The organism is Natronogracilivirga saccharolytica (genome assembly GCF_017921895.1).
In the GTDB taxonomy this organism is placed as follows: Bacteria; Bacteroidota; Rhodothermia; order Balneolales; family Natronogracilivirgulaceae; genus Natronogracilivirga; species Natronogracilivirga saccharolytica.
Map to the genome: position 1 here is coordinate 1 of NZ_JAFIDN010000010.1, position 19,494 is coordinate 19,494.

Annotated in this window: 18 protein-coding genes and 1 tRNA gene; 11 read left to right on the forward strand and 8 right to left on the reverse strand. The window is 51.4% G+C overall.

Annotated features, from left to right (window positions below; all coding sequences use genetic code 11):
* Nucleotides 1-121: 121 nt before the first annotated feature.
* Complete coding sequence (locus NATSA_RS11820) at nucleotides 122-1,447, reverse strand: sigma 54-interacting transcriptional regulator (protein WP_210512809.1); 1,326 nt, start codon at nucleotides 1,445-1,447, stop codon at nucleotides 122-124.
* A 170-nt stretch (nucleotides 1,448-1,617) separates the two neighbouring features.
* Nucleotides 1,618-2,424: a queuosine precursor transporter gene (locus tag NATSA_RS11825; RefSeq protein WP_210512810.1), complete on the reverse strand. Its 807-nt coding sequence runs from the start codon at nucleotides 2,422-2,424 to the stop codon at nucleotides 1,618-1,620.
* A 128-nt stretch (nucleotides 2,425-2,552) separates the two neighbouring features.
* On the opposite strand from NATSA_RS11825, the gene NATSA_RS11830 reads away from it, so the two are divergent.
* Together NATSA_RS11830 and NATSA_RS11835 are read left to right on the forward strand one after the other, a co-directional pair.
* Nucleotides 2,553-3,284 (forward strand): hypothetical protein, encoded by a 732-nt coding sequence (locus tag NATSA_RS11830; protein ID WP_210512811.1) that lies wholly within the window; start codon nucleotides 2,553-2,555, stop codon nucleotides 3,282-3,284.
* 67 nt (nucleotides 3,285-3,351) lie between these two features.
* The gene (locus NATSA_RS11835) at nucleotides 3,352-4,674 is read left to right on the forward strand and encodes an ABC1 kinase family protein (protein WP_210512812.1); all 1,323 of its coding nucleotides are present in this window, start codon (nucleotides 3,352-3,354) and stop codon (nucleotides 4,672-4,674) included.
* Between the two features lie 62 nt (nucleotides 4,675-4,736).
* On the opposite strand, the gene NATSA_RS11840 is transcribed toward NATSA_RS11835, so the two are convergent.
* Nucleotides 4,737-5,174 carry a BrxA/BrxB family bacilliredoxin gene (locus NATSA_RS11840; protein WP_210512813.1) on the reverse strand — a complete coding sequence of 146 codons (438 nt, stop codon included), beginning with the start codon at nucleotides 5,172-5,174 and terminating at the stop codon, nucleotides 4,737-4,739.
* Nucleotides 5,175-5,311: 137 nt separating this feature from the next.
* Between NATSA_RS11840 and NATSA_RS11845 the strand changes: the two genes are divergently transcribed.
* A complete protein-coding gene (locus NATSA_RS11845) occupies nucleotides 5,312-6,157 on the forward strand; it encodes a hypothetical protein (protein ID WP_210512814.1) in 846 nt (281 codons plus the stop codon).
* Nucleotides 6,158-6,299: 142 nt separating this feature from the next.
* Here the strand turns inward: NATSA_RS11845 and NATSA_RS11850 are convergent, their stop codons facing one another.
* On the reverse strand, nucleotides 6,300-6,911 hold the full coding sequence (locus NATSA_RS11850) for a superoxide dismutase (protein WP_210512815.1): 612 nt from the start codon (nucleotides 6,909-6,911) through the stop codon (nucleotides 6,300-6,302).
* A 164-nt stretch (nucleotides 6,912-7,075) separates the two neighbouring features.
* On the opposite strand from NATSA_RS11850, the gene sthA reads away from it, so the two are divergent.
* Complete coding sequence (sthA, locus tag NATSA_RS11855; RefSeq protein WP_210512816.1) at nucleotides 7,076-8,524, forward strand: Si-specific NAD(P)(+) transhydrogenase; 1,449 nt, start codon at nucleotides 7,076-7,078, stop codon at nucleotides 8,522-8,524.
* An 8-nt stretch (nucleotides 8,525-8,532) separates the two neighbouring features.
* Here the strand turns inward: sthA and aspS are convergent, their stop codons facing one another.
* Nucleotides 8,533-10,314, reverse strand: coding sequence for an aspartate--tRNA ligase (aspS, locus tag NATSA_RS11860; protein ID WP_210512817.1), 1,782 nt, complete (start codon nucleotides 10,312-10,314; stop codon nucleotides 8,533-8,535).
* A gap of 289 nt (nucleotides 10,315-10,603) precedes the next feature.
* Here aspS and NATSA_RS11865 point away from each other — a divergent pair, with 289 nt between their 5' ends.
* Together NATSA_RS11865 and NATSA_RS11870 are read left to right on the forward strand one after the other, a co-directional pair.
* Nucleotides 10,604-11,437 carry a sensor histidine kinase gene (locus NATSA_RS11865; RefSeq protein ID WP_210512818.1) on the forward strand — a complete coding sequence of 278 codons (834 nt, stop codon included), beginning with the start codon at nucleotides 10,604-10,606 and terminating at the stop codon, nucleotides 11,435-11,437.
* A gap of 55 nt (nucleotides 11,438-11,492) precedes the next feature.
* Nucleotides 11,493-12,164, forward strand: a complete 672-nt coding sequence (locus NATSA_RS11870; protein ID WP_210512819.1) for a response regulator transcription factor — start codon at nucleotides 11,493-11,495, stop codon at nucleotides 12,162-12,164.
* 404 nt (nucleotides 12,165-12,568) lie between these two features.
* On the opposite strand, the gene NATSA_RS11875 is transcribed toward NATSA_RS11870, so the two are convergent.
* Nucleotides 12,569-12,642 (reverse strand) — tRNA-Met (locus NATSA_RS11875).
* Between the two features lie 393 nt (nucleotides 12,643-13,035).
* On the opposite strand from NATSA_RS11875, the gene proS reads away from it, so the two are divergent.
* The 4 genes from proS to NATSA_RS11895 all read left to right on the forward strand — a co-directional run bounded on the left by proS (nucleotide 13,036) and on the right by NATSA_RS11895 (nucleotide 17,262).
* Nucleotides 13,036-14,505: a proline--tRNA ligase gene (gene proS, locus NATSA_RS11880; RefSeq protein ID WP_210512820.1), complete on the forward strand. Its 1,470-nt coding sequence runs from the start codon at nucleotides 13,036-13,038 to the stop codon at nucleotides 14,503-14,505.
* Nucleotides 14,506-14,524: 19 nt separating this feature from the next.
* Nucleotides 14,525-16,063 (forward strand): NAD(P)H-hydrate dehydratase, encoded by a 1,539-nt coding sequence (locus NATSA_RS11885; protein WP_210512821.1) that lies wholly within the window; start codon nucleotides 14,525-14,527, stop codon nucleotides 16,061-16,063.
* Complete coding sequence (locus NATSA_RS11890; protein WP_210512822.1) at nucleotides 16,060-16,461, forward strand: VanZ family protein; 402 nt, start codon at nucleotides 16,060-16,062, stop codon at nucleotides 16,459-16,461. Before NATSA_RS11885 ends, NATSA_RS11890 begins: the two co-directional genes overlap by 4 nt.
* 132 nt (nucleotides 16,462-16,593) lie before the next feature.
* Nucleotides 16,594-17,262 (forward strand): energy transducer TonB, encoded by a 669-nt coding sequence (locus NATSA_RS11895; protein ID WP_210512823.1) that lies wholly within the window; start codon nucleotides 16,594-16,596, stop codon nucleotides 17,260-17,262.
* Nucleotides 17,263-17,352: 90 nt separating this feature from the next.
* On the opposite strand, the gene NATSA_RS11900 is transcribed toward NATSA_RS11895, so the two are convergent.
* Together NATSA_RS11900 and NATSA_RS11905 are read right to left on the reverse strand one after the other, a co-directional pair.
* On the reverse strand, nucleotides 17,353-17,805 hold the full coding sequence (locus NATSA_RS11900) for an NUDIX hydrolase (RefSeq protein ID WP_210512824.1): 453 nt from the start codon (nucleotides 17,803-17,805) through the stop codon (nucleotides 17,353-17,355).
* 16 nt (nucleotides 17,806-17,821) lie between these two features.
* Entirely contained in the window at nucleotides 17,822-18,127 is a 306-nt protein-coding gene (locus NATSA_RS11905) for a DUF1844 domain-containing protein (RefSeq protein WP_210512825.1), read from the reverse strand.
* Nucleotides 18,128-18,280: 153 nt separating this feature from the next.
* On the opposite strand from NATSA_RS11905, the gene NATSA_RS11910 reads away from it, so the two are divergent.
* The gene (locus tag NATSA_RS11910) at nucleotides 18,281-19,483 is read left to right on the forward strand and encodes a DUF1015 domain-containing protein (RefSeq protein WP_210512826.1); all 1,203 of its coding nucleotides are present in this window, start codon (nucleotides 18,281-18,283) and stop codon (nucleotides 19,481-19,483) included.
* The last annotated feature ends 11 nt before the right edge of the window (nucleotides 19,484-19,494 follow it).

The following is a 19,494-nucleotide window of genomic DNA, read 5'->3' on the forward strand; positions in this document are numbered from 1 at the left end:
CCGTTGTCAACTCCTTTCGAAAAAAAACCGACAACGCCCGCCCGCTTCCCTTCCTGCTCAGCCGGCGGAACTCACAATATACCACCACCCCGCTGACCTTGTCAATATCTATTTATACAAATCAGCGCACTCCGAGCTTCTTCAGCTTGCTCTGAAGTGTGGTGGGCTTCATACCCAATAAACGGGCGGCCCCATCCTTCCCGTATATCTTTCCTTCGGTTTTTTCGAGTACCATTTCAAGGTAACGGCGGTTCATCTCGTCGAACGATACTATTTGCTGCAGCTCATCAGGCAGCCGGCCTGTCGGCATATCTCTGCCCGCTGGTTTCGGGGTCTCCATGGACAAGCGGAGGATGCCTTTTTCCGATGCCGGCAAAGACCGGCGCATCACCCGGTAGAGTTCATGGAAGTTTTCCGGCCAGTGATGATTCAGCATTTGCTCCATGACCTCATCTGTAACGGCAGGCGGCTCCATTCCCAGGGCACGGGCTGCAGACGGAATCCAGTTGGTGACCATGTAACGGACATCCTCCGGACGCTGGGACAGGGGCGGAAGCAGTACGGTATCAAATCCCAGTAGGTAATAGAGCTCAGGCAGCAATTTGCCGCTTGTCATCCGCTCCTCCAGCGAAACCCTGCTCGTGGCCAGCACCCGTACCTTCCTGCCCGCTCCGAGACACCCCTTAAGCCACTCCAGCAGCACTTTCTGCGCATCCGTCGTCAACTTGTCCATTCCGACAATCAGCAGGGAGACCGGCTGGCCGGCATCCGTTGCGGCGCCGCTCTCCTGCCCGGCGGCAAACTCCGCAACACAGCGGCCCTGCTCTTTAACCGGCATCGCCGTCAGGTCCCACTCCTCACAATACGCTCCTGCCAGCTGTGCGGTCTGCTGGACCTGACGGGCCAGCGTCCGCTTGCCCGTACCTGCATCACCGCGAAACAGGATGTGCACATATTGATCGGCCAGCATATCCACTTTCTGCATCAATGCCTTCATCAGAGGCGATTCCGCTGCAAAGAGCGGCTCTGCCTGCGCCGGCGGTCCGGCTGCCGCACGTTCGCCGGATCCTTCGCGATGCTCGCTCTCCGGAGTCAGTGACACCGCGATGAAAGGAAGCGGACCGGACTTGACACTGAATATCCTGAAATCAAAATAGAACGAATATTCGGCGGCACGCTTTGAATGAAAGCGACATATCGGTTCGCCCTGTCCGCCGTCGTTACGGCTCAGTTCGGCAATTTTCTCGACCAGATCACCAATTTCCGACGACACGGGGGAACTACTGGACTCAGATGCCAGAACAAACTCCTCAGGCTTGTACCCGAGAATTTGCTGCACGCGGGAATTGACAAAAATGAGATGGGCATCTTCTTTATCATCCACCCTGAAAATCATGAAAAAACCGGGAAGATGATCGAGCACTTCCCTCCAGAATGCGTTGGTCATATAATATCCTTTTCTGTTTGTTACACCGAAATTTCGTCAGACCAACAATAGGGTTTTCGCTGCAATGATTCAATGCCGTTTTTGGGACAAATCCGGCCGGCTACGCGGCCCGGCTGCCTGACCCACCGTACCAGCTTGTTCCGGATCCGGCACCGCAGCCAATTGTCCGGTCACCCGTCGGCCGCAGCATCCGCCCGGCGGGGAAGTTCGTATCCTTCGGGATCTTCGTAATAATTTCTCAGCTTGTAAACAGCCGCATAGATAACAGGTGTATCAAAAAGTGCCGATAAAAACTTGAAGACATAGGAGTTGAGAATGAGTATGATCAGTGCGGCGAGGCCCGTGACCTCATCCCCCAGGTTGCCTGTAAAGTAAAGCAGGCTCAGAATGGCAGTTGAATCGACGAGCTGGCTCACCATGGTAGATCCGTTGTTCCTGAGCCACAAATGCCGGCCTTTGGTAAACCGTTTCCAGAAATGGAACAGCTGCACATCAACTGTCTGTGCAACAAGATAGGCGATCATGCTTCCGATGGTGTTGGCCACCATGAAACCGTAGACGCCGTCAAACAGAGTGGTACCTGCGCTGACACCCGGGGCATCGGGCAGGTAGTAGTTTGCCGTCATGATCCCGAGCATGAAAAGGTTCATCACGAAGCCGGTCAAAACCAGCATTTGCGCTTTTTTTCGCCCGAAAAGCTCTGAAATCAGATCGGTTGCAAAAAAGGTGAAAGGAAATGCCAGCAATCCGACGGGAATGACCATGCTGTACGTGCTGCCGTCCCGCACCTGCACCGGAACCAAAGGCAGCATCCAGCCGGGCAGGTCGAGCGAAAGCAGCTGTATAAATTTCGTGGTGCCAATGATGTTGCCCATCACCAGGGCTGTCAGAAAAATAGCGCAAAGACCCAGAAACAGGGCATCGCGCCGGTATCCCGGAACCGGATTTTTGTTTTCGATAGGACCAGACTGGTTCATATTTCGAGATTCAGTAAGATGACACCCTCAGCCGGAGCGTTACTGCTGGCGGAATCATTTGTTTGAAAACGCCGTTTTAATGTCAGGATAAACTGACAACAGAGTTAGCGGCTCAAATCATTCACCATATGATGGATTCTCCTGCTGCATCCAGATCACATTCCGGCAATGGCCCGGCTCCGCCGGCAGCCGAAGACGAACGGCTGGAATTAACCGACAAACTCATCCTGGCCGGTCCGAGAGATTACACCAGACTTGACCTGGATGAACTGGCCCGTATCACGGAAACGCCGCCTGATAAAGTTCATCGCAATTTTGATGATGTGGATGAGTGGATTGATGCGTTTTACTGCCGCATCGTCGATGAGTACCGCCTGATGGCAGCGCAGATTCCCGACCTGCATGAGTATACGGTTGGTGAAAAACTGAGCAATTTCTGCCTGGCATCGATGGATATGATGCGTGATCATGAAAACCTGATACGCAGCACCTATCATCCGTTTATACTTGAGCGGTTCACTGCAACCAGATTTGAAAAAGAGGTTGAGCTTCTTTTCCGCGAGTTTACTGAAAAAGACGGCCGCGTGGCATTGTCCAACCAGTTGCTGCTGACCGGACCGGTTTACATGTTCTGGAGCCGCGAATATCTTCACATGATTGGCTACTGGCTGGAGAATCCGGGGTCAGAAGATCAGGTGATGGCTCTTATGGAAAAAACCACTTCGCTGCTGAACGAGATACTCTACAACGGCGTTGTCGACAAGGCAGCAGATCTGGGCAAGTATATCATCAATAATGGCCTGTTTTCAGCGTTTACCCCGGCAAAGCTTGCCAGAAGAATCTTCCGGCTACCGTTTTGACGCAGACGCACATGCAGGAAGCAGTCGCGGCTCGTCCGCATCCCGAAACAATATCACCATATATATAATGAGCAAATTCCCTTCATCACGGCTTGAACGCAGTGCCCGCATTGCCCGGACCGGTTTCCGGGTGGGCAAGAACTATGCGATGCATCATTTCAAACATTCGCTTACACGCAATGGTGCGGCTGAGGAAGCCAAAAAGAAAATGCACACTGCAAATGCCACCTATCTTTATGAAGAATTCTCTCAGCTTCGGGGAACAGCTCTGAAACTTGCCCAGACACTGAGTCTCGACCACGGGATCCTGCCTGATGAGTTTGCCGATATCATGGCTCAGGCGCAATACCGGGTCCCGCCGATCAGCAAGTCAGTTGTCCGGCAGGTCATAAAAAAAGAGCTTGGTGAATACCCCGAGACTCTGTTCGCTTCCTTTGAGGCTGATGCCTCGGCGGCGGCCTCCATCGGGCAGGTTCACCGGGCGCGGCTTCACGACGGACGTGATGTCATGGTGAAGGTGCAGTATCCGGATATCAGGGCCAGTATCGGGTCAGACCTGAGTATGGCGAAAATGGTATTCAAACGTATGGTGAGCAGCAGCCGCACCGATGACTATTTTGCCGAGGTTCAGGAGCGGATGATGGAGGAAACCGACTACCGGCATGAAGGACAACAGATTGCCGCCTTCAGAGAACGTTATCACGGAAACGAATTTGAAATTCCCGAGTATGTTGAAGAATACTCTACGGCGCATGTGCTTACCATGACACGGGTAACCGGCCGGCACCTTGGCGAGTTTCTGGAAAAAAATCCGGGGCAAGAGGAAAAGGACCGGTACGGCCAGCTGCTGTGGGATTTTTTCAATATCCAGATCAATGACTCACGGACTCTGCATGCCGATGCCCATCCCGGCAATTTCATGCTTACCGGTGACGGCCGTCTCGGAGTGCTTGACTTCGGATGCGTCAAGGTTTGTCCGCCGGACTTTTTCCATGATTATGTGCGGCTTCTGCCCGCTCATCTTGAAAATGATGAGGAGACACTGTGGCCTCTGTATGCCCGGCTTGGACTGGTGCGGGAAGATTCCGCTGACCGCGAGTACGAAAAATACTTTTTTGAACTGTGCCGGTCCTTCGGTGACCTGGTTGTGATGCCCTACACCAGGGATACCTTTGACTTCGGCGATGAAGCGTTCAGCGGTAAGTACAAATCGCTGATCAAGGAAGCAACATCACAGCCCGAGCCGCGGGGAACACATCATTTTATATACGTCACCCGTGCGCATGTCGGTCTCTACCGTATGCTGATGCAGCTCGAAGCCAATGTCCGGACCCGGCCGGCAAGGGACCGGATTATGAACTGGTGGGCAGGCCGGGCAGAAGAAGCGTAAGAAACCGCGAGCAGACCGGGTGATTTGCAAAGCAAAAGACCCGCAACTCAGCTTCAGGAGTCTCAAGCTTCCTGCTTGCAGAACGAATCGAAAATCATCACCAGATCATCGGAAACCTCCTGGGCTGTTCTGCCTTCGATACGGTGTCTGGGGATCATCGCCTTGATTTCCCCGTCAACAAAAAAGGCAAAGGCAGGAGATGATGGCGGAAATTCGCTGAAGTACTCTCTGGCGCGAGCAGTGGCATCCTTGTCCTGTCCGGCAAAAACCGTGTAGACAGAATCCGGTTTTTTGGGGTGCTCCATGGCAAGTTTGAGACCGGGCCGTGCATTTCCGGCGGCACAGCCGCAGACAGAGTTAATCACAAGCAGCATGGTTCCTTCGGGCGAGCCGAATACGTTGTCAACATCCTCAGGCGCTTTCAGTTCTTGCACACCCAAATCGGTAAGTTCTTTTCGCATCCAGGACGTATCAGGTCCCATTCCATATCCAAATTGCATAATGTATTCTTTTTTTCGTTAAATGTAACCGGGTTGTATTTTTACGTAATCATATGTGAATGCCGTACCCGCAGAGAAGAACGTTTCAATACAGCAACGGCACACACCAAAGCTTTATTTTTTCACAACTTATTACGATGACACTTCAACGACTTGCCTTTACAGCCATCTTATTATTTGTCATACAGTCTTGCTCATCAACACCGAAACTGGTCAGTCAGTTCAGTGCTGATGAATCATCCGCATCACGTTCAGCCAATCTTGAGTCAAAGATGGATACTGTTGAGCGGCAGTCGCTGGATGAGATTGCCGTTTTTGCAGCTAATGATGAGGAGTATCTTTATCTGATGGTGGATTTTGTCAGCTCACGCGCTTTTGACAATGCCAGGGAGTTCGGATTCACCTTGTATATTGACGGTGAGGATGCCGTCAAACGATCTTTCGGAGTCACCTATCCTACAGGAATTTTTTATGAGCTGCGCAGCTATCCCGGCGCTCAAAAAGGATATCTGGAAGAACCCAACTGGGGTAATATGCCGCAAAATCAGAGTATTCTTGAATCAGCGGAGCGGTCCGGAAAGCGCAATGCCCTCCTGGTGCAGCGCCGGTCACGCCGTGACAATATCCAGCCATTTTCACTGCCATTGAATCAGCTGGAGGCCCAGAACCTGCTCGTTCATTTTGATGAAGAGGGCAGAAACGGCAGAATTTCATTTACCATCCCGCTTCAAACCCGGTCAACTAGCCAGTTTTCACCCGATATCAAACCCGGTCAGACCGTTGATGTCGGATTTGAGATTGACCCGGTCAGGCTTCATGATATGAGAGAAGGGAGCTCTGCACCTTTGATCAGCAGTGAAACGGCAAGCGGCCGGACCGATTCCGATTCTGAAGACCGCCAGCAGGAGCGCATCAACCAGTTGATGCGGCGCATGGGAGAACCCCTTGAAAAATGGGTGAAACTGGAACTCTCAGAACCGTGAGCCGGATACAAGAAACCCGGCGGCGGAACTGATCAATCCACCTGACCGGGTTTTTAAAAGAGTTATCCACACAGCCGAGGCTCATTGTGCTTCTGCCAATCGCATTTGCCTCATCCTGAACGGATACAGACAGTGTGAGTTATCAGGATGTTGCGTTGCGGAAATTTTCCTCAACTTTATCCCAGTTCACTACATTCCAGAACGCGGCAATGTAGTCGGGACGGCGGTTCTGATATTTCAGGTAGTATGCATGCTCCCAGACATCCAGTCCCAGTATGGGAAGCTGGCCGTCCATCAGAGGGCTGTCCTGATTCAGCGTTGATTTGACCTCAATTTTTCCGTTCCTGTTCACAACGAGCCACGCCCAGCCGGAACCGAACCGTGTGAGTCCGGCGTTGGTAAATTTCTCTTTGAAATCATCAAAAGAGCCGAATGTGCTGTTGATGGCATCGGCCACAGAGCCTTTTGGCTGGCCGCCGCCGTTGGGGCTCAGTATCTGCCAGAACAGCGAATGGTTGGCATGTCCGCCCGCGTTGTTGATCACGGCCTGTTTGATGTCAGCTCCGATACTATCAATATTTTTCAACACTTCTTCTACCGGACGGTCAGCCATGGGATGCCCCTTGAGAGCGTCATTTGCCTTGGTCACATAGGTCTGATGGTGTTTGCTGTGATGAATTTCCATGGTTTTAGCGTCTATATGCGGCTCCAGCGCATCATAGGCATAAGGAAGATCAGGAAGTGTAAAAGCCATATATTTACCTCTTTATTTTATTGGTAGTAAGTATCTTGCGTTTCTTTCACAGTTACGTATCTATGTAACAGCATCACACTCCAAATAATTTCTCTGTTGAAAACTGTTTTAACTGCTATCTTTAGTGACAGAAACAGATATCCGGAACAAACGGCTTATTACTTATGAGCAAAGATTATGATGTCATCATTCTGGGAAGCGGACCCTCCGGCTTCTCGTGTGCCATGCAGACGGCCAAGTTCGACAAGAAGGCCCTGATTGTAGAATCCAATGAGGAATACCTGGGGGGTGCATGGATAAACGCCGGCACAGTACCGAGCAAGGCTTTGCGGGAAACCGCCACCAACATTTACAAATACAATGCCCAGTTTGGCGATGCGGACGAAAAAAAGCCCTATGAGCAATTCCGCATGCGCGATGTACTGAAATACAAGGACCGCGTACTGGCTTCCGAAAACAGCGAGATCAAGGATAATCTGATAAAGAACGAGGTTGATACCGCACTGGGTTTCGGCCGGATCATTGATCCGCACACGGTAGAGATAAAAAGTGAAGACGGAACGGTAAAGACCTGCACCGCAGACTATATCCTTGTGTCGACCGGTGCCCGTTCAACACAGCCTGAAGAGTTTCATGTGGACCATTCCAGGGTTCTGGACAACCGCTCTATTCTGGATATCCACTACATCCCGAAACGGCTGGTCATTGTAGGCACCAACGTGCAGGCCATCGAGTTTGCCACCATTTTTTCCGCTTTGGGAACCAGGGTTACCATTCTCAACGGCCAGGATGACTACCTTGTATTTCTGGACCGTGAAGTGAAGAACGAATTTGCCGGCATCCTCGAAGATTTCAGGATCAATATCTTTAACCGCACGCGGGTGTTGCAGGTCGGCGAAAACCCGCTGAGAAACTGCACCGAAGTAAAGTTTGAAGAGAAGGATACCGGCAAGATGCATGTCGTAGAGACCGAGCAGGTACTCTATTTCGGTGAACGCATACCCAATTCGGCGAACATCGGGCTTGAGGATGTCGGAATTGAAACTGATGAAAAGGGCTTTGTAAATGTCGATCAGAATTACCGCACCAACGTACCCTCCATTTTTGCCGCGGGCGATGTCATCGGTTATCCCGGACTGGCTTCGGCATCCTTTTCACAGGGAAGAATAGCGTCCTGCAACATGTTTGAAGCCTCAAGCCTCGAGATCGAAAGTGTCATTCCGTATGGCATATACAGCATACCCGAAATAGCCAGTATCGGCCTGACTGAAGCGGAAGCTCGCCAGCAGGACCATGATGTTACGATCGGGCGGGCATATTACCGCAACCTAACCAAGGCGAATATTGCAAAAAACCAGCGGGGAATGTTCAAGCTCGTATTTGACACGAAAACCCTTCGTCTGCTGGGCGTTCATATCGTGGGGGAAGGGGCCTGCGACCTGATACACATCGGTCAGGCGGTCATCCGGTTCCAGGGCAGCGTCAGGTATTTTCTGGATACCGTTCACAATTACCCGACCTACTCGGAGGCATACAGGATTGCCGCATTCAACGGTATCAACCGGGTGTACAAATCCGGAGTCAAATACAAGAATATTCTCGAAAACAGGTAACCGGACTCTTACCGGTCACCTGTGCCGGGAGCAAGCCGAATGTGCAGCTCCTCAAGCTGGCCTTCGTCAACAACATCCGGACAATTGTCCATCAGGCTGACTGCCCGCTGATTTTTCGGGAATGCGATGACTTCTCTCAGGCTTTTTGCTCCGGCGAGCAGCATGGCTACCCGGTCCAGACCAAGGGCGATGCCGCCGTGCGGAGGAGCGCCGTACCGGAACGCATCCAGCAGAAAACCGAATTTTTGCTGTGCTTCTTCCGGGCCGATGCCGAGTGCCTTGAACATCCGCGACTGCACTTCCGAATTGTGGATACGAATCGATCCGCCTCCGATTTCGCTTCCGTTCATGACGAGATCGTATGCACGCGCCCGCACTTTTGAAGGGTCCGACTCGAGCTTGTCCATATCGTCCTGGTGAGGCGAGGTAAACGGATGGTGCATGGCATAATACCGTCCGTCCTCCTCATCGTATTCGAGCAGCGGGAAATCGGTCACCCAAAGAAGGCGATACCGGGATGTGTCGATCATATCATACTCCTCTGCTATCATCAGACGAAGGTCGCCAAGCTGTTTGTACACCGTCTTCGTGGGTCCGGCAAGAATAAGAATGAGATCACCCTTGTCCGCGCCGCTGTGGCTGACCATATCTGCGGTCATCTCATCGGATACAAATTTACTGACGCTGGAATAAACCTCTTCTTCATTATTTTTGATGTAGATGAGTCCGCCTGCCCCGATTTCGTCACGGGTGCGTTTGGTGAGCCGGTCCAGAACGCCCCGTCCGAGATCCCCTTTGCCCGGCACAACAAAACCGATGACAGCGCCGCCCTCGGCGACGGTTTTGGAAAAGACGCGGAACTCAGAAAAGCGGACGATTTCCGAAAAATCGACAAATTTCATGTCGAAGCGTGTATCCGGCTTGTCGGTTCCGTAGGTTTTCATTGCCTCTTCGTAGGTCATTCTGGGAAACGGTGCTTCTACGTCGGCACCCATGACTCCGCTCAGAATGCTTTGCATGAGCCCCTCGCCCATGCTGTAGATTCCCTCTTCATCCACAAACGACATTTCCACGTCGATCTGGGTGAACTCCGGCTGCCGGTCGGCTCTGAGGTCTTCATCGCGGAAACACTTGACAATCTGGAAGTAGCGATCCATTCCCGAAACCATCAGAATCTGCTTGTATGTCTGGGGACTCTGGGGAAGGGCATAGAATTTACCGGGGTTGACGCGGCTGGGCACCAGATAGTCACGCGCGCCTTCCGGAGTGCTTCTCATCAGAAACGGTGTCTCAACCTCGGCAAAATCATGTTTGTGGAAATAGTCTCTGGTCTGCCGGTAAATGGCCGAACGAAGAAGCATATTTCTCTGCATTACCGGCCGGCGAAGATCCAGATAGCGGTGCTTCAGGCGCAGATCTTCATTGGTTTTTACGTCGTCAACAATTTCAAATGGCGGTGTGTCTGCTTTGGAGTAGATCTGAAGACTGGTAACCCGGAGTTCTATCTGCCCGGTCGACATATTCGGGTTGACGTTTTCCGGATCCCTTTCTTTCACTTTGCCTTCAACCCCGATCACATACTCTGAGCGCAGCTGGTCGGCAAGCTGATGAGCCTGTTTGTCATCCTGGGGTGAAAAAACCACCTGGGTTTTTCCGTACCGGTCGCGCAAGTCGATGAAAATTACACCTCCAAGATCGCGGCGGGTGTCAACCCATCCGTTCAGAATTGCCGTTTCCCCTGTATTGTCGCGGTTCAGTTCTCCGCATGTATGTGTTCTGATCAATGTCATGTCGTTAAGTTACTGAAAATATTCCGGCGGAATCCGGTCAGCCGGAAGCCGCTCATTTCGGTCTTTTCGTTCAAAGGAGGTAAAAGGTAAGAATATTGAAAATCAATCGCTTCATTGAGTTGCTGTTTCCGGTATTAAGCTTTCTTGATAAACAGGCAGCCGGGAATAAAACTATCATGTTTTTTTTGCCATCTAACATTTTTTCATAATTTGCAATACATTACATTCAGGTAATTCTGATAATATTATGAGGAAGTACAAGGGGTGATTAGCGAGGTTGTGTTCTGCAATGAAAAATCATGATTCATCACATAAACGACTGGACAAGAAGCAAATAAAAGTTACTGAACCTGCCGGTCTTCTTTTTAAAAGCAACACCCGCAACCAGCCCGTACTTCAGAACCTGCCGGCACCTGAACTGCCTGCTGAAAAGATGAAGAATTACCATCCGGCAACCAAAACGAAAGATCAGGGCCAGGGTCTGTCATCAAAAATTGAAACTATTGAAGAAGAGCGCCGGAAAATTTCAAGGGAGTTGCATGACGGGGTCGGACAAATGCTGACAGCCGCTTTTCTGAATCTTGAAGTGCTTGAGTCTGCCATTGAAAACGGGGATGATAATGCCCTTTCAGTACTGCACAAGATCAGAAAACTTCTGGATACCACCATTCAGGAGACCCGGAATATTTCCCACAGCCTGCGTCCATCCATTCTCGACGATTTCGGACTTATTCCCGGGTTACGCATGCTGGCCGAAGAGTTCTCTGATGCCACCGGTATTAGCACCATCTTCCAGCATTTCAATTTTGATGCCCGGCTGGATCCCAAACTGGAAACCACGTTGTATCGAATTTGTCAGGAAGCACTGAACAACATAGCCAGACATTCCGGAGCAACCGAGGCAACCATTGAAATTTTCAAACGAAGCGGCAATATTCTCGTCAGCATTAACGACAATGGAAAAGGTATTCCAAAAAACTACCATAAAAGCCAGAATTTCCGGGCAGGCACCGGACTGAATAACATCAAGGAGCGTATTGAACTGCACAACGGAAAACTAAGTATTAACACCATGAACAAATCCGGTACAGAATTACTGATTGAATTTCCGGCCGGGGATTGATCATGCAAGACCCTGTACATCATATGAGAGCACTATTTTCAGACAATATTACATCATGAACTCTATTGCGGAAAAAATCAGGGTTCTGGTTGCCGATGACCACGACATCGTACGCTACGGAATTTGCAGTGTTATTGGTGCATCCGACGACATCGAAGTTGTCAGTGAGGCGGCAAGCGGCAAAGAGGCTATTGATCAATACAAAAAGGTGCAGCCGGATGTCTGCATGCTGGATATTTCCATGCCGGAACTTAACGGCATAGAGACAACCCGTTCCCTGCTTGAACTGGACAAGGACGCGCGTATACTGATACTGACCATGCATATTAATGAGGAGTATCTGAACCAGGTTCTCAACGCCGGGGCCAGCGGTTACATCCTCAAAAACAGTGACCGGGATGAGCTGCTCAGAAGCATCCGGTCGGTCTACAATGGTGATCAGGCCTTCAGCCGGTCAATATCACGGCTCATGACCGATCGATACGTAAAAAATGTCCGGAATCCGGATACCACCCCGCAGGATAAAGTCCATCAGCTTACCCGACGAGAACTTGAAGTGATCAGGCTGATTGCCGAAGGGTATACCAGCCATGAAATATCTGAAATGCTCTACATAAGTCCCAGGACGGTCGACACGCACCGGTCGAATGTCATGAACAAGCTTGAAATCAAGAACACGGCCGGACTGGTTCGCTTCGCTCTTGAAAATGACATCATTGAGGGCTGACCGGCTCCGGCTTTTCAGTCAGCCCGGGATATTGTCCCCACCTTTGTTCCTTAGCCTGTAACTCCGCTGAACTGGAGAACGCAAAATATACGTAATTATACGTATTACATATACCGGATTTTCCTGATTGCGCAGTGTCTTGATCTGCAATAATTTGTAAGCGCAAATGGGGTAATAGCCGTCTGTAGATGATAAACTAGCGCTTTGTCTTTGGTAGGACAGAGCGCTTTTTTTTTATCCCGGATGCGGGATGTTATCAGCACTTGCAATTTGCGGCGGTTCAGCGACGTCAGGAGGCATTTGTGAGATTCCGGCACGTGATCGGGCGAAAGTAAAGACGTACGTGTCCGGCACTCTGAGAGCCTTTCTTGAGGGAAGCCGGGAAACAAGAGGAAAGAAGGGAGTAGCGTGGGGCGGAATTGAACCGCCGACCTCCGGGTTATGAATCCGACGCTCTAACCATCTGAGCTACCACGCCATTTGCACCTGAAATTTACAAGACATCAAATATAATAAATTTTCTCCGCAGACAAAACGCACCGGCCGGATTTTGTCGTATATTTACAGGGTAAAAAAGAAAAAAAAGATCATTTAACGCTTAACAGCCGTTTTTGCCCGTTTGCAATATCAAAGAACAATGAGGAACTGCCGCGACCGGCCTTCCGGCTTGTGCAAACAAGCGCATGTGTACACACTCTCACGGCATCGCCCAGGCCCTGCATTACATGTGACGACATAAATCCATACATTTAAACCCATGCAACTGGAGCAGGAAACCATTATTTTCTGAAACGCATAAAAGCAGCAACAACAGCAGCAACAGTACAAATCCGTATCATTCAAAACAGTTATTATATCCGGACGCAGCACTATGGCAAAAAAAATCACGGCAAGAAGCAAGGACTATTCACAGTGGTATCTCGATGTGGTGCGCGAAGCTCAGCTGGCTTCCCACTCTCCCGTTCGCGGATGCATGGTTATCAAGCCCAACGGCTATGAACTGTGGGAAAACATGCAGCGCGGACTCGACGGGATGTTCAAAGAGACCGGCCACCGCAATGCTTACTTCCCGTTATTCATACCCAAGTCGTTTCTTTCAAAGGAAGCGCAGCATGTGGAGGGATTTGCCAAAGAATGCGCCGTTATCACCCACAGCCGCCTGGTCAATACGGATGATGGCGTCGGCGTAGACCCCGCATCCAAACTGGAAGAAGAGCTGATCGTGCGTCCCACATCGGAAACCATCATCTGGGATACCTACCGGGACTGGATCCAGTCCTACCGCGACCTGCCCGTGCTGATCAATCAGTGGGCCAATGTCGTCCGGTGGGAAATGCGCACAAGGCTGTTTCTGAGAACTATGGAATTTCTGTGGCAGGAAGGACATACCGCTCATGCTACCGAGGAAGATGCCCTCGAAGAAGCACACCGGATGCTCGAAGTCTACCGTACTTTTGCCGAAGACTACATGGCCATGCCGGTAGAAACCGGCGTCAAGACCGCTTCGGAGCGGTTCGCTGGTGCTGTCGAAACATTTTGCATCGAAGCGATGATGCAGGACGGCAAGGCGCTTCAGGCAGGAACATCCCACTTCCTGGGCCAGAACTTCGCAAAAGCGTTTGATGTCCGCTTCCAGGATCAGGACGGAAAAGAAAAATACGTATGGGCAACCAGCTGGGGGGTCTCTACCCGGCTGATCGGCGGCCTGATCATGACCCATTCCGATGACAACGGACTGGTACTGCCCCCGCGGCTTGCTCCGGTTCAGGTAGTCATTGTCCCGATCTGGCGCAACGATGATGAAAAATCCCGTGTCATGGAGTACGGAAACAGCCTGCTTGCCCCGCTGCGTGATGCCGGCATACGGGTCCGGTTCGACGACCGCGAGCAGTACAAGCCGGGGTGGAAATTTGCCCAGCACGAAGTGGAAGGCACACCCCTGAGACTGGCCGTCGGTCCGCGGGATGTCGAAAACGACAAGGTTGAAATTGCCCGGCGTGACACCATGGAAAAAGAGCTTACCGACAGGCAAAACATTGAAAAAAAAGTCCGCGAACTTCTTGACACCATTCAGTCAGACCTGCTGAGTGCCGCCAGGACACGCACCCGGGAACAGACCCGCACCGCAGAAACATACGACGAATTCAAGCAGATTCTGGACAGCGAGGGCGGTTTTATATATGCCCACTGGGACGGCACCGCCGAAACCGAAGAACAGATCAAGAACGACACAAAGGCAACTATCCGGTGCCTGCCGCTCAAACCCGAAAAAAATCCGGGGAAATGCATGGTGACCGGCAAGGATTCACCGTATCCCGTGCTATTTGCCCGGTCTTACTGATCACACACGTTACACTTCGATGCAGAATTCCGGCATAAATCATTACGACTTGCTCCTGGCAACGGCCGCGCAAAGCCGGGAAATTGACCGTCTGACCATCGAGGAGCTCGGACTGCCCGGTGAGACCCTGATGGAAATTGCAGGCAGCAGAGCTGCCGATCTGCTGAAGGAGAAACTGATCCCCGGCGATTCCGTACTGTTTGTCTGCGGCAAAGGCAATAATGCCGGTGATGCATTTGTAATTGCACGGCTGCTCACTGACTACGGAATTCACGCGGCGATATATCCGGTGATGGGAACGGACGGATTCTCCGATGACGCACAAAAAAACTACGACCGTCTTCTGAAACTGGCCGGAATCAGCGGGAAAAAGATTGCGGTTTGGCAGGACTGGCAGGATCCTTCCGGCTTCGACCTGATCGTTGACGGCATTTTCGGTACGGGGATTGACAAAGAGGTGCGGCAACCGGTTTCAGATATTATCGGCAAGATGAACCGGTCCGGTATCCCCGTATGTGCTCTTGACATCCCTTCCGGGATTCACTGCGACACCGGCCGCACACTTGGTACAGCCGTGCGGGCAGAAACCACCATTCAGTTCGGACTAAACAAGCTCGGATGCTATTTGGGGGATGGTCCCGACTGCGCAGGAACCAGGGTTCTTGCCTCCCTGCCCTTTCCGAACCGCTACAAACATTCTGTTTCGGTCAGGCTGGCAGAGATGAACCGGGAGGCAACCGAAGCCCTTCTTCACACCCCGCCCTCCCGCAGAAGCCACAAATATAATAACGGTGTGGTGCATGTCATCGGCGGGTCGCCCGGACTCACAGGGGCTCCGGCATACACGGCGCGGGCCGCCTGGACTCTGGGACTGGGCGCGGTATCCCTGATTCATCCGGCCGGATGGCAAACCGCCGCCACTCTAGAAACTCCGTCCATTATCCGGTATCCCGCCGGTGGTGATACGGATCATCACTTCACTCCGGATCACATCGAACAGGTACTGAACACTCTGAGAGAAAAACCGGGTGTAGCCGTCATAGGGCCGGGTATAGGCCGGAATGAGGGAACAATGGCGTTCTGCCGGGAAATTATCCGGCGCAGCGAGGGCCCGCTGGTCATCGATGCGGATGCCTTGAGATGTCTTGCTGGTGCGGGTGCCCTGCTGAAAGAACGGAGCGAAAAAGGACCGGTTGTTCTGACTCCACATCCGGGAGAGCTGAAAGCACTGACCGATACCGGCTCCGGCGATGATTCTGACAGGCTCCGGGCGGCTATTTCATATTCAGAGTCAACCGGCGCCACTGTGCTTGCGAAGGGCAATCCGGTGATTGTCCATTCTGCTGAGGAGAAGAAAACCATTTTGACACCTTATGATTCCACCATTTTTGCCCGTGCGGGATTCGGTGACATACTTGCAGGAAACCTCGCTGCGTTTCTGAGCAGAACGAGTCAGCCATCAAGAGGGAGCGAGGCTGCGCTTGTATACGGATATCACAAATGGAACGAGATTGTCTCGAGGGGCAAACCGTTTCCGGAACCATCAGATTTTACATGACAGACTTACTTCAGCGCTACCGGATTTTACGAATTGTCATCCCGCCTGTCTTTGTTCTCTGGACACTGACCATGCTGGCGCTGACACTGATGCCGTCGGACGCTATACCCGATGCACGTCTATTTTCCTATGACAAAGCCGGTCATTTCGGCATGTTTGGCGGCTGGACTTTTTTCCTTGGTCTATATATGATTGTTTACAAGGAAAAATTGAACATCAATCTTTTTCTGTTAATGGTAGCCGGCATTGCATTCGGTGCACTGATTGAGGGAATGCAATATCTGCTTCCGGGAGGGCGAACGGCCAGCTGGGGTGATATTGCTGCAAATTCGCTGGGATGTTTTACTGCTTATTTGCTTCTGCATCCCGTTCGGAATTACCTGAGAAGGAAAAAGTAAACAAACACCTTGATTAGTTAACCGGAAATAAGAAGGGAGTATGTTACGTTAAGCGAAAGTGTGGTTTGCATTAAACTGGCATTTTCCTTTTATTTGAACTTGCTTAAAATCGGAATGAGATTTTCATAAACCATGTCTGCCTTAGAAAGAAAAAAACCGCGCGTTGATCTTCGCAGAAGCTACATTATAAATATGCAGGTCGGCCTGATACTCACGCTCATTGTGTTCATTGTGATGTTCAAGGCCAATCTGGATTTTCGTTCTGACCTGTCTTTTACCGAGGAAGAGCAGGAGATCATCGAAATGGAGGAAATAATCCAGACGGAACAGGAAACGACTCCTCCGCCTCCGCCACGGCCGCCTTCACCAGAGCCGGTGCCTGATGATGAGATAATGGAAGACCAGTACTTTGACCTGGATACCGAAATGGATCTGGATGCGCCGATGGACATGCCTCCCCCGCCTCCGCCCGATGATGATGAAGAAGATGAAGAGCCGGAAGTATTTCAGGTTGTTGAAGACATGCCGGAACCTGCAGGAGGAATGCAGGCCATATACGATGCTCTCCAATACCCCGACGCGGCTCGCCGGGCCGGAATCGAAGGACGGGTTGTCATCCAGTTCATCGTCGATGAAGAGGGCCGGGTTACCGATCCACAAGTCGTAAGAGGTATCGGCGGCGGTGCTGATGAAGCGGCTATTGAAGCCATTCAGGCTGTTGAATGGACTCCCGGAAGGCAGCGCGGACGCCCGGTCAGGGTACAGTTTCAGTTGCCTGTCATGTTCCGTCTGCAAAACTAGTCAGAAAAATAAGCAGCAAATATTTGTCTGAATCAGTTCGGCACATGCTCAGAGAGCGGCGCGTGCTCAGGTTTTGCCGTTTCAGCCGTTTCAGACTGCTCCGTTGATTTCTGCAAGTGCAAACCGCGAAAGCACCTCTTTCAGATTATCAAAATAGAGCAGCTGAAACGCTTCGTCGAGTTCCTTCCACTCCAGCAGCTCAATCTGCTCCCCCTCTTCCGGCTGCAATTCGGGTCTGCCGGACTGCATGGCATACCACCATGTCGTTTTGGTTATATTGACCCCGTTCTCCCGGTAGCTGTGCACTGTCGGGCCCAGAGCATACGTTATCTTCAAGTCGCTGCACCCGGTCTCCTCTTCAACCTCCCTGAGGGCGGCATCTTCTACAGACTCACCGCTGTCCACTTTGCCCTTCGGCAGGTCCCACACACCCCGCCGAACCATGGCAAGTATTTCCACAGAGCTGCCATTACGCCGGTAGACAACACCTCCGCCGGCCGTTATTTCCCCGGTGACTCCTTCGTGCGGCATCTGATCCGACATCTGATCCCTCACCCGTTTATCCCTCCTGTTTTGAAGCATCTACATACTTCAGCCTGAGTTTCTTAAGTGTGTCGGAGAGATAAGCCGTCATTTCATCCGTCAGATTACCGGACGTGTACTTTTCCAGCATGGTCAGTGTATCCACGGCATATTTGACAGCTTTGATATCCTTTTCCTTTTTTCCCGTAGTGGGATTTTCCATTTCGCCCAGGCCCATCATGGCGATTTGCTCGTGCTGCTGGACCAGCATCATGAACAGGACCTGATCCTGCTGTTCCGGAGTTACTTGTTGTTCTTTGTTTTCAGCAGACTTGTCAGACATACTATTACCTCGTTGTTACGTTCAAAAAATTATTAAAAATAAAAGCGCTATCACCCGGTCAGGCCGGGTTCACATTGACAATCAAATTCGTATTTTTAACGCCAGCAACCATAAGCTTCATGCCGATTTCAATACCTCACCATTAAAACTGATATGATTCACATACACCCGTTCAAAGCCTGGCGCCCCAAACCCGAACTGGTCGAGCAGGCAGCCTGTGTTCCCTATGACGTCATCGATACCGAAGAAGCCCGTCAGCTTGCCGAAGGTCGTCCGGACAGCTTTCTGCACGTCATACGTCCCGAAATCGATCTCCCTGAAGAGACTGATCTGTATGACGATCAGGTGTATCAGACCGGAGCCGCAAATTTGAAAAAAATGCAGGACAGCGGCGTGCTGGTTCAGGAAGATACGCCACAGCTGTACCTCTATCAACAACAAATGGGCACTCATACCCAGACCGGACTGTACAGCTGCGTTTCTGTCAGAGATTATGACGAAGAACGCATCCTGAAGCACGAACTGACCCGCCCCGACAAAGAGGACGACCGTACCCGCCATATTCTCACCCAGCGCGCGCACGCTGAACCTGTCATGCTCACTTACGAACCTGATGATGACATTACCAGACTGACCAACAAGGTACTTTCGACTACCGATCCGGTCTACTCTTTTACCGCCGTTGACGGGGTCATTCACCGGGTCTGGCAGGTCCGTGATCCACGGGCATTCGTGGATGCATTCCGGAATGTGGAAAAACTGTATGTGGCCGACGGACACCATCGCTGCAAAAGCGCCTCCCGTGTTGCCGAAAAACTCCGGGACGGAGACTACGGTGATGAAGAATTCGAGTTTTTTCCGGCAGTGATCATTCCGATGGATGAAATGCGGATTCTCTCCTACAACCGCATCATACATAACATACCGCAGGATTTCCTTGAAAAACTGGGAGCGTCATTTGAGCTGACCGCGGATGTGCATCCTGCTCCGCAAGAGCCCGGAAACATCAGCCTGTACACCGGCGGACGCTGGTACGGCTTGCAGCTGCCCGGAGCTTCTGATGACGATGCTGTAGCAAAACTCGATGTTTCGAGGCTTCACAAACACATCCTGCTGCCCCTGCTTGGCATAGAAAATCAGCGCACCGACCCCAACATTTCATTTGTGGGCGGCATCCGCGGGACAGAGGAGCTGGAACGGCTTGTGGATGAAGGGAAAGCCGGCCTCGCCATCAGTATGTATCCGACCAGCATAGAAGAGTTGACGGCGGTTGCTGACAACGGGCAGCTTATGCCTCCAAAATCAACATGGTTCGAACCAAAATTGCGTTCCGGACTTCTTGTGCATACCTTTTAGGTAACGGAAAG

Coding starts and splice junctions, on each gene's coding strand:
- NATSA_RS11900 (WP_210512824.1), bottom strand. CDS start 17,805: ATGTCGGATCAGATGCCGCACGAAGGAGTCACCGGGGAAATAACGGCC.
- NATSA_RS11845 (WP_210512814.1), top strand. CDS start 5,312: ATGACACTTCAACGACTTGCCTTTACAGCCATCTTATTATTTGTCATA.
- NATSA_RS11835 (WP_210512812.1), top strand. CDS start 3,352: ATGAGCAAATTCCCTTCATCACGGCTTGAACGCAGTGCCCGCATTGCC.
- proS (WP_210512820.1), top strand. CDS start 13,036: ATGGCAAAAAAAATCACGGCAAGAAGCAAGGACTATTCACAGTGGTAT.
- NATSA_RS11840 (WP_210512813.1), bottom strand. CDS start 5,174: ATGCAATTTGGATATGGAATGGGACCTGATACGTCCTGGATGCGAAAA.
- NATSA_RS11910 (WP_210512826.1), top strand. CDS start 18,281: ATGATTCACATACACCCGTTCAAAGCCTGGCGCCCCAAACCCGAACTG.
- NATSA_RS11885 (WP_210512821.1), top strand. CDS start 14,525: ATGCAGAATTCCGGCATAAATCATTACGACTTGCTCCTGGCAACGGCC.
- NATSA_RS11830 (WP_210512811.1), top strand. CDS start 2,553: ATGATGGATTCTCCTGCTGCATCCAGATCACATTCCGGCAATGGCCCG.
- NATSA_RS11870 (WP_210512819.1), top strand. CDS start 11,493: ATGAACTCTATTGCGGAAAAAATCAGGGTTCTGGTTGCCGATGACCAC.
- NATSA_RS11890 (WP_210512822.1), top strand. CDS start 16,060: ATGACAGACTTACTTCAGCGCTACCGGATTTTACGAATTGTCATCCCG.
- aspS (WP_210512817.1), bottom strand. CDS start 10,314: ATGACATTGATCAGAACACATACATGCGGAGAACTGAACCGCGACAAT.
- NATSA_RS11865 (WP_210512818.1), top strand. CDS start 10,604: ATGAAAAATCATGATTCATCACATAAACGACTGGACAAGAAGCAAATA.
- NATSA_RS11895 (WP_210512823.1), top strand. CDS start 16,594: ATGTCTGCCTTAGAAAGAAAAAAACCGCGCGTTGATCTTCGCAGAAGC.
- NATSA_RS11820 (WP_210512809.1), bottom strand. CDS start 1,447: ATGACCAACGCATTCTGGAGGGAAGTGCTCGATCATCTTCCCGGTTTT.
- NATSA_RS11825 (WP_210512810.1), bottom strand. CDS start 2,424: ATGAACCAGTCTGGTCCTATCGAAAACAAAAATCCGGTTCCGGGATAC.
- NATSA_RS11905 (WP_210512825.1), bottom strand. CDS start 18,127: ATGTCTGACAAGTCTGCTGAAAACAAAGAACAACAAGTAACTCCGGAA.
- sthA (WP_210512816.1), top strand. CDS start 7,076: ATGAGCAAAGATTATGATGTCATCATTCTGGGAAGCGGACCCTCCGGC.
- NATSA_RS11850 (WP_210512815.1), bottom strand. CDS start 6,911: ATGGCTTTTACACTTCCTGATCTTCCTTATGCCTATGATGCGCTGGAG.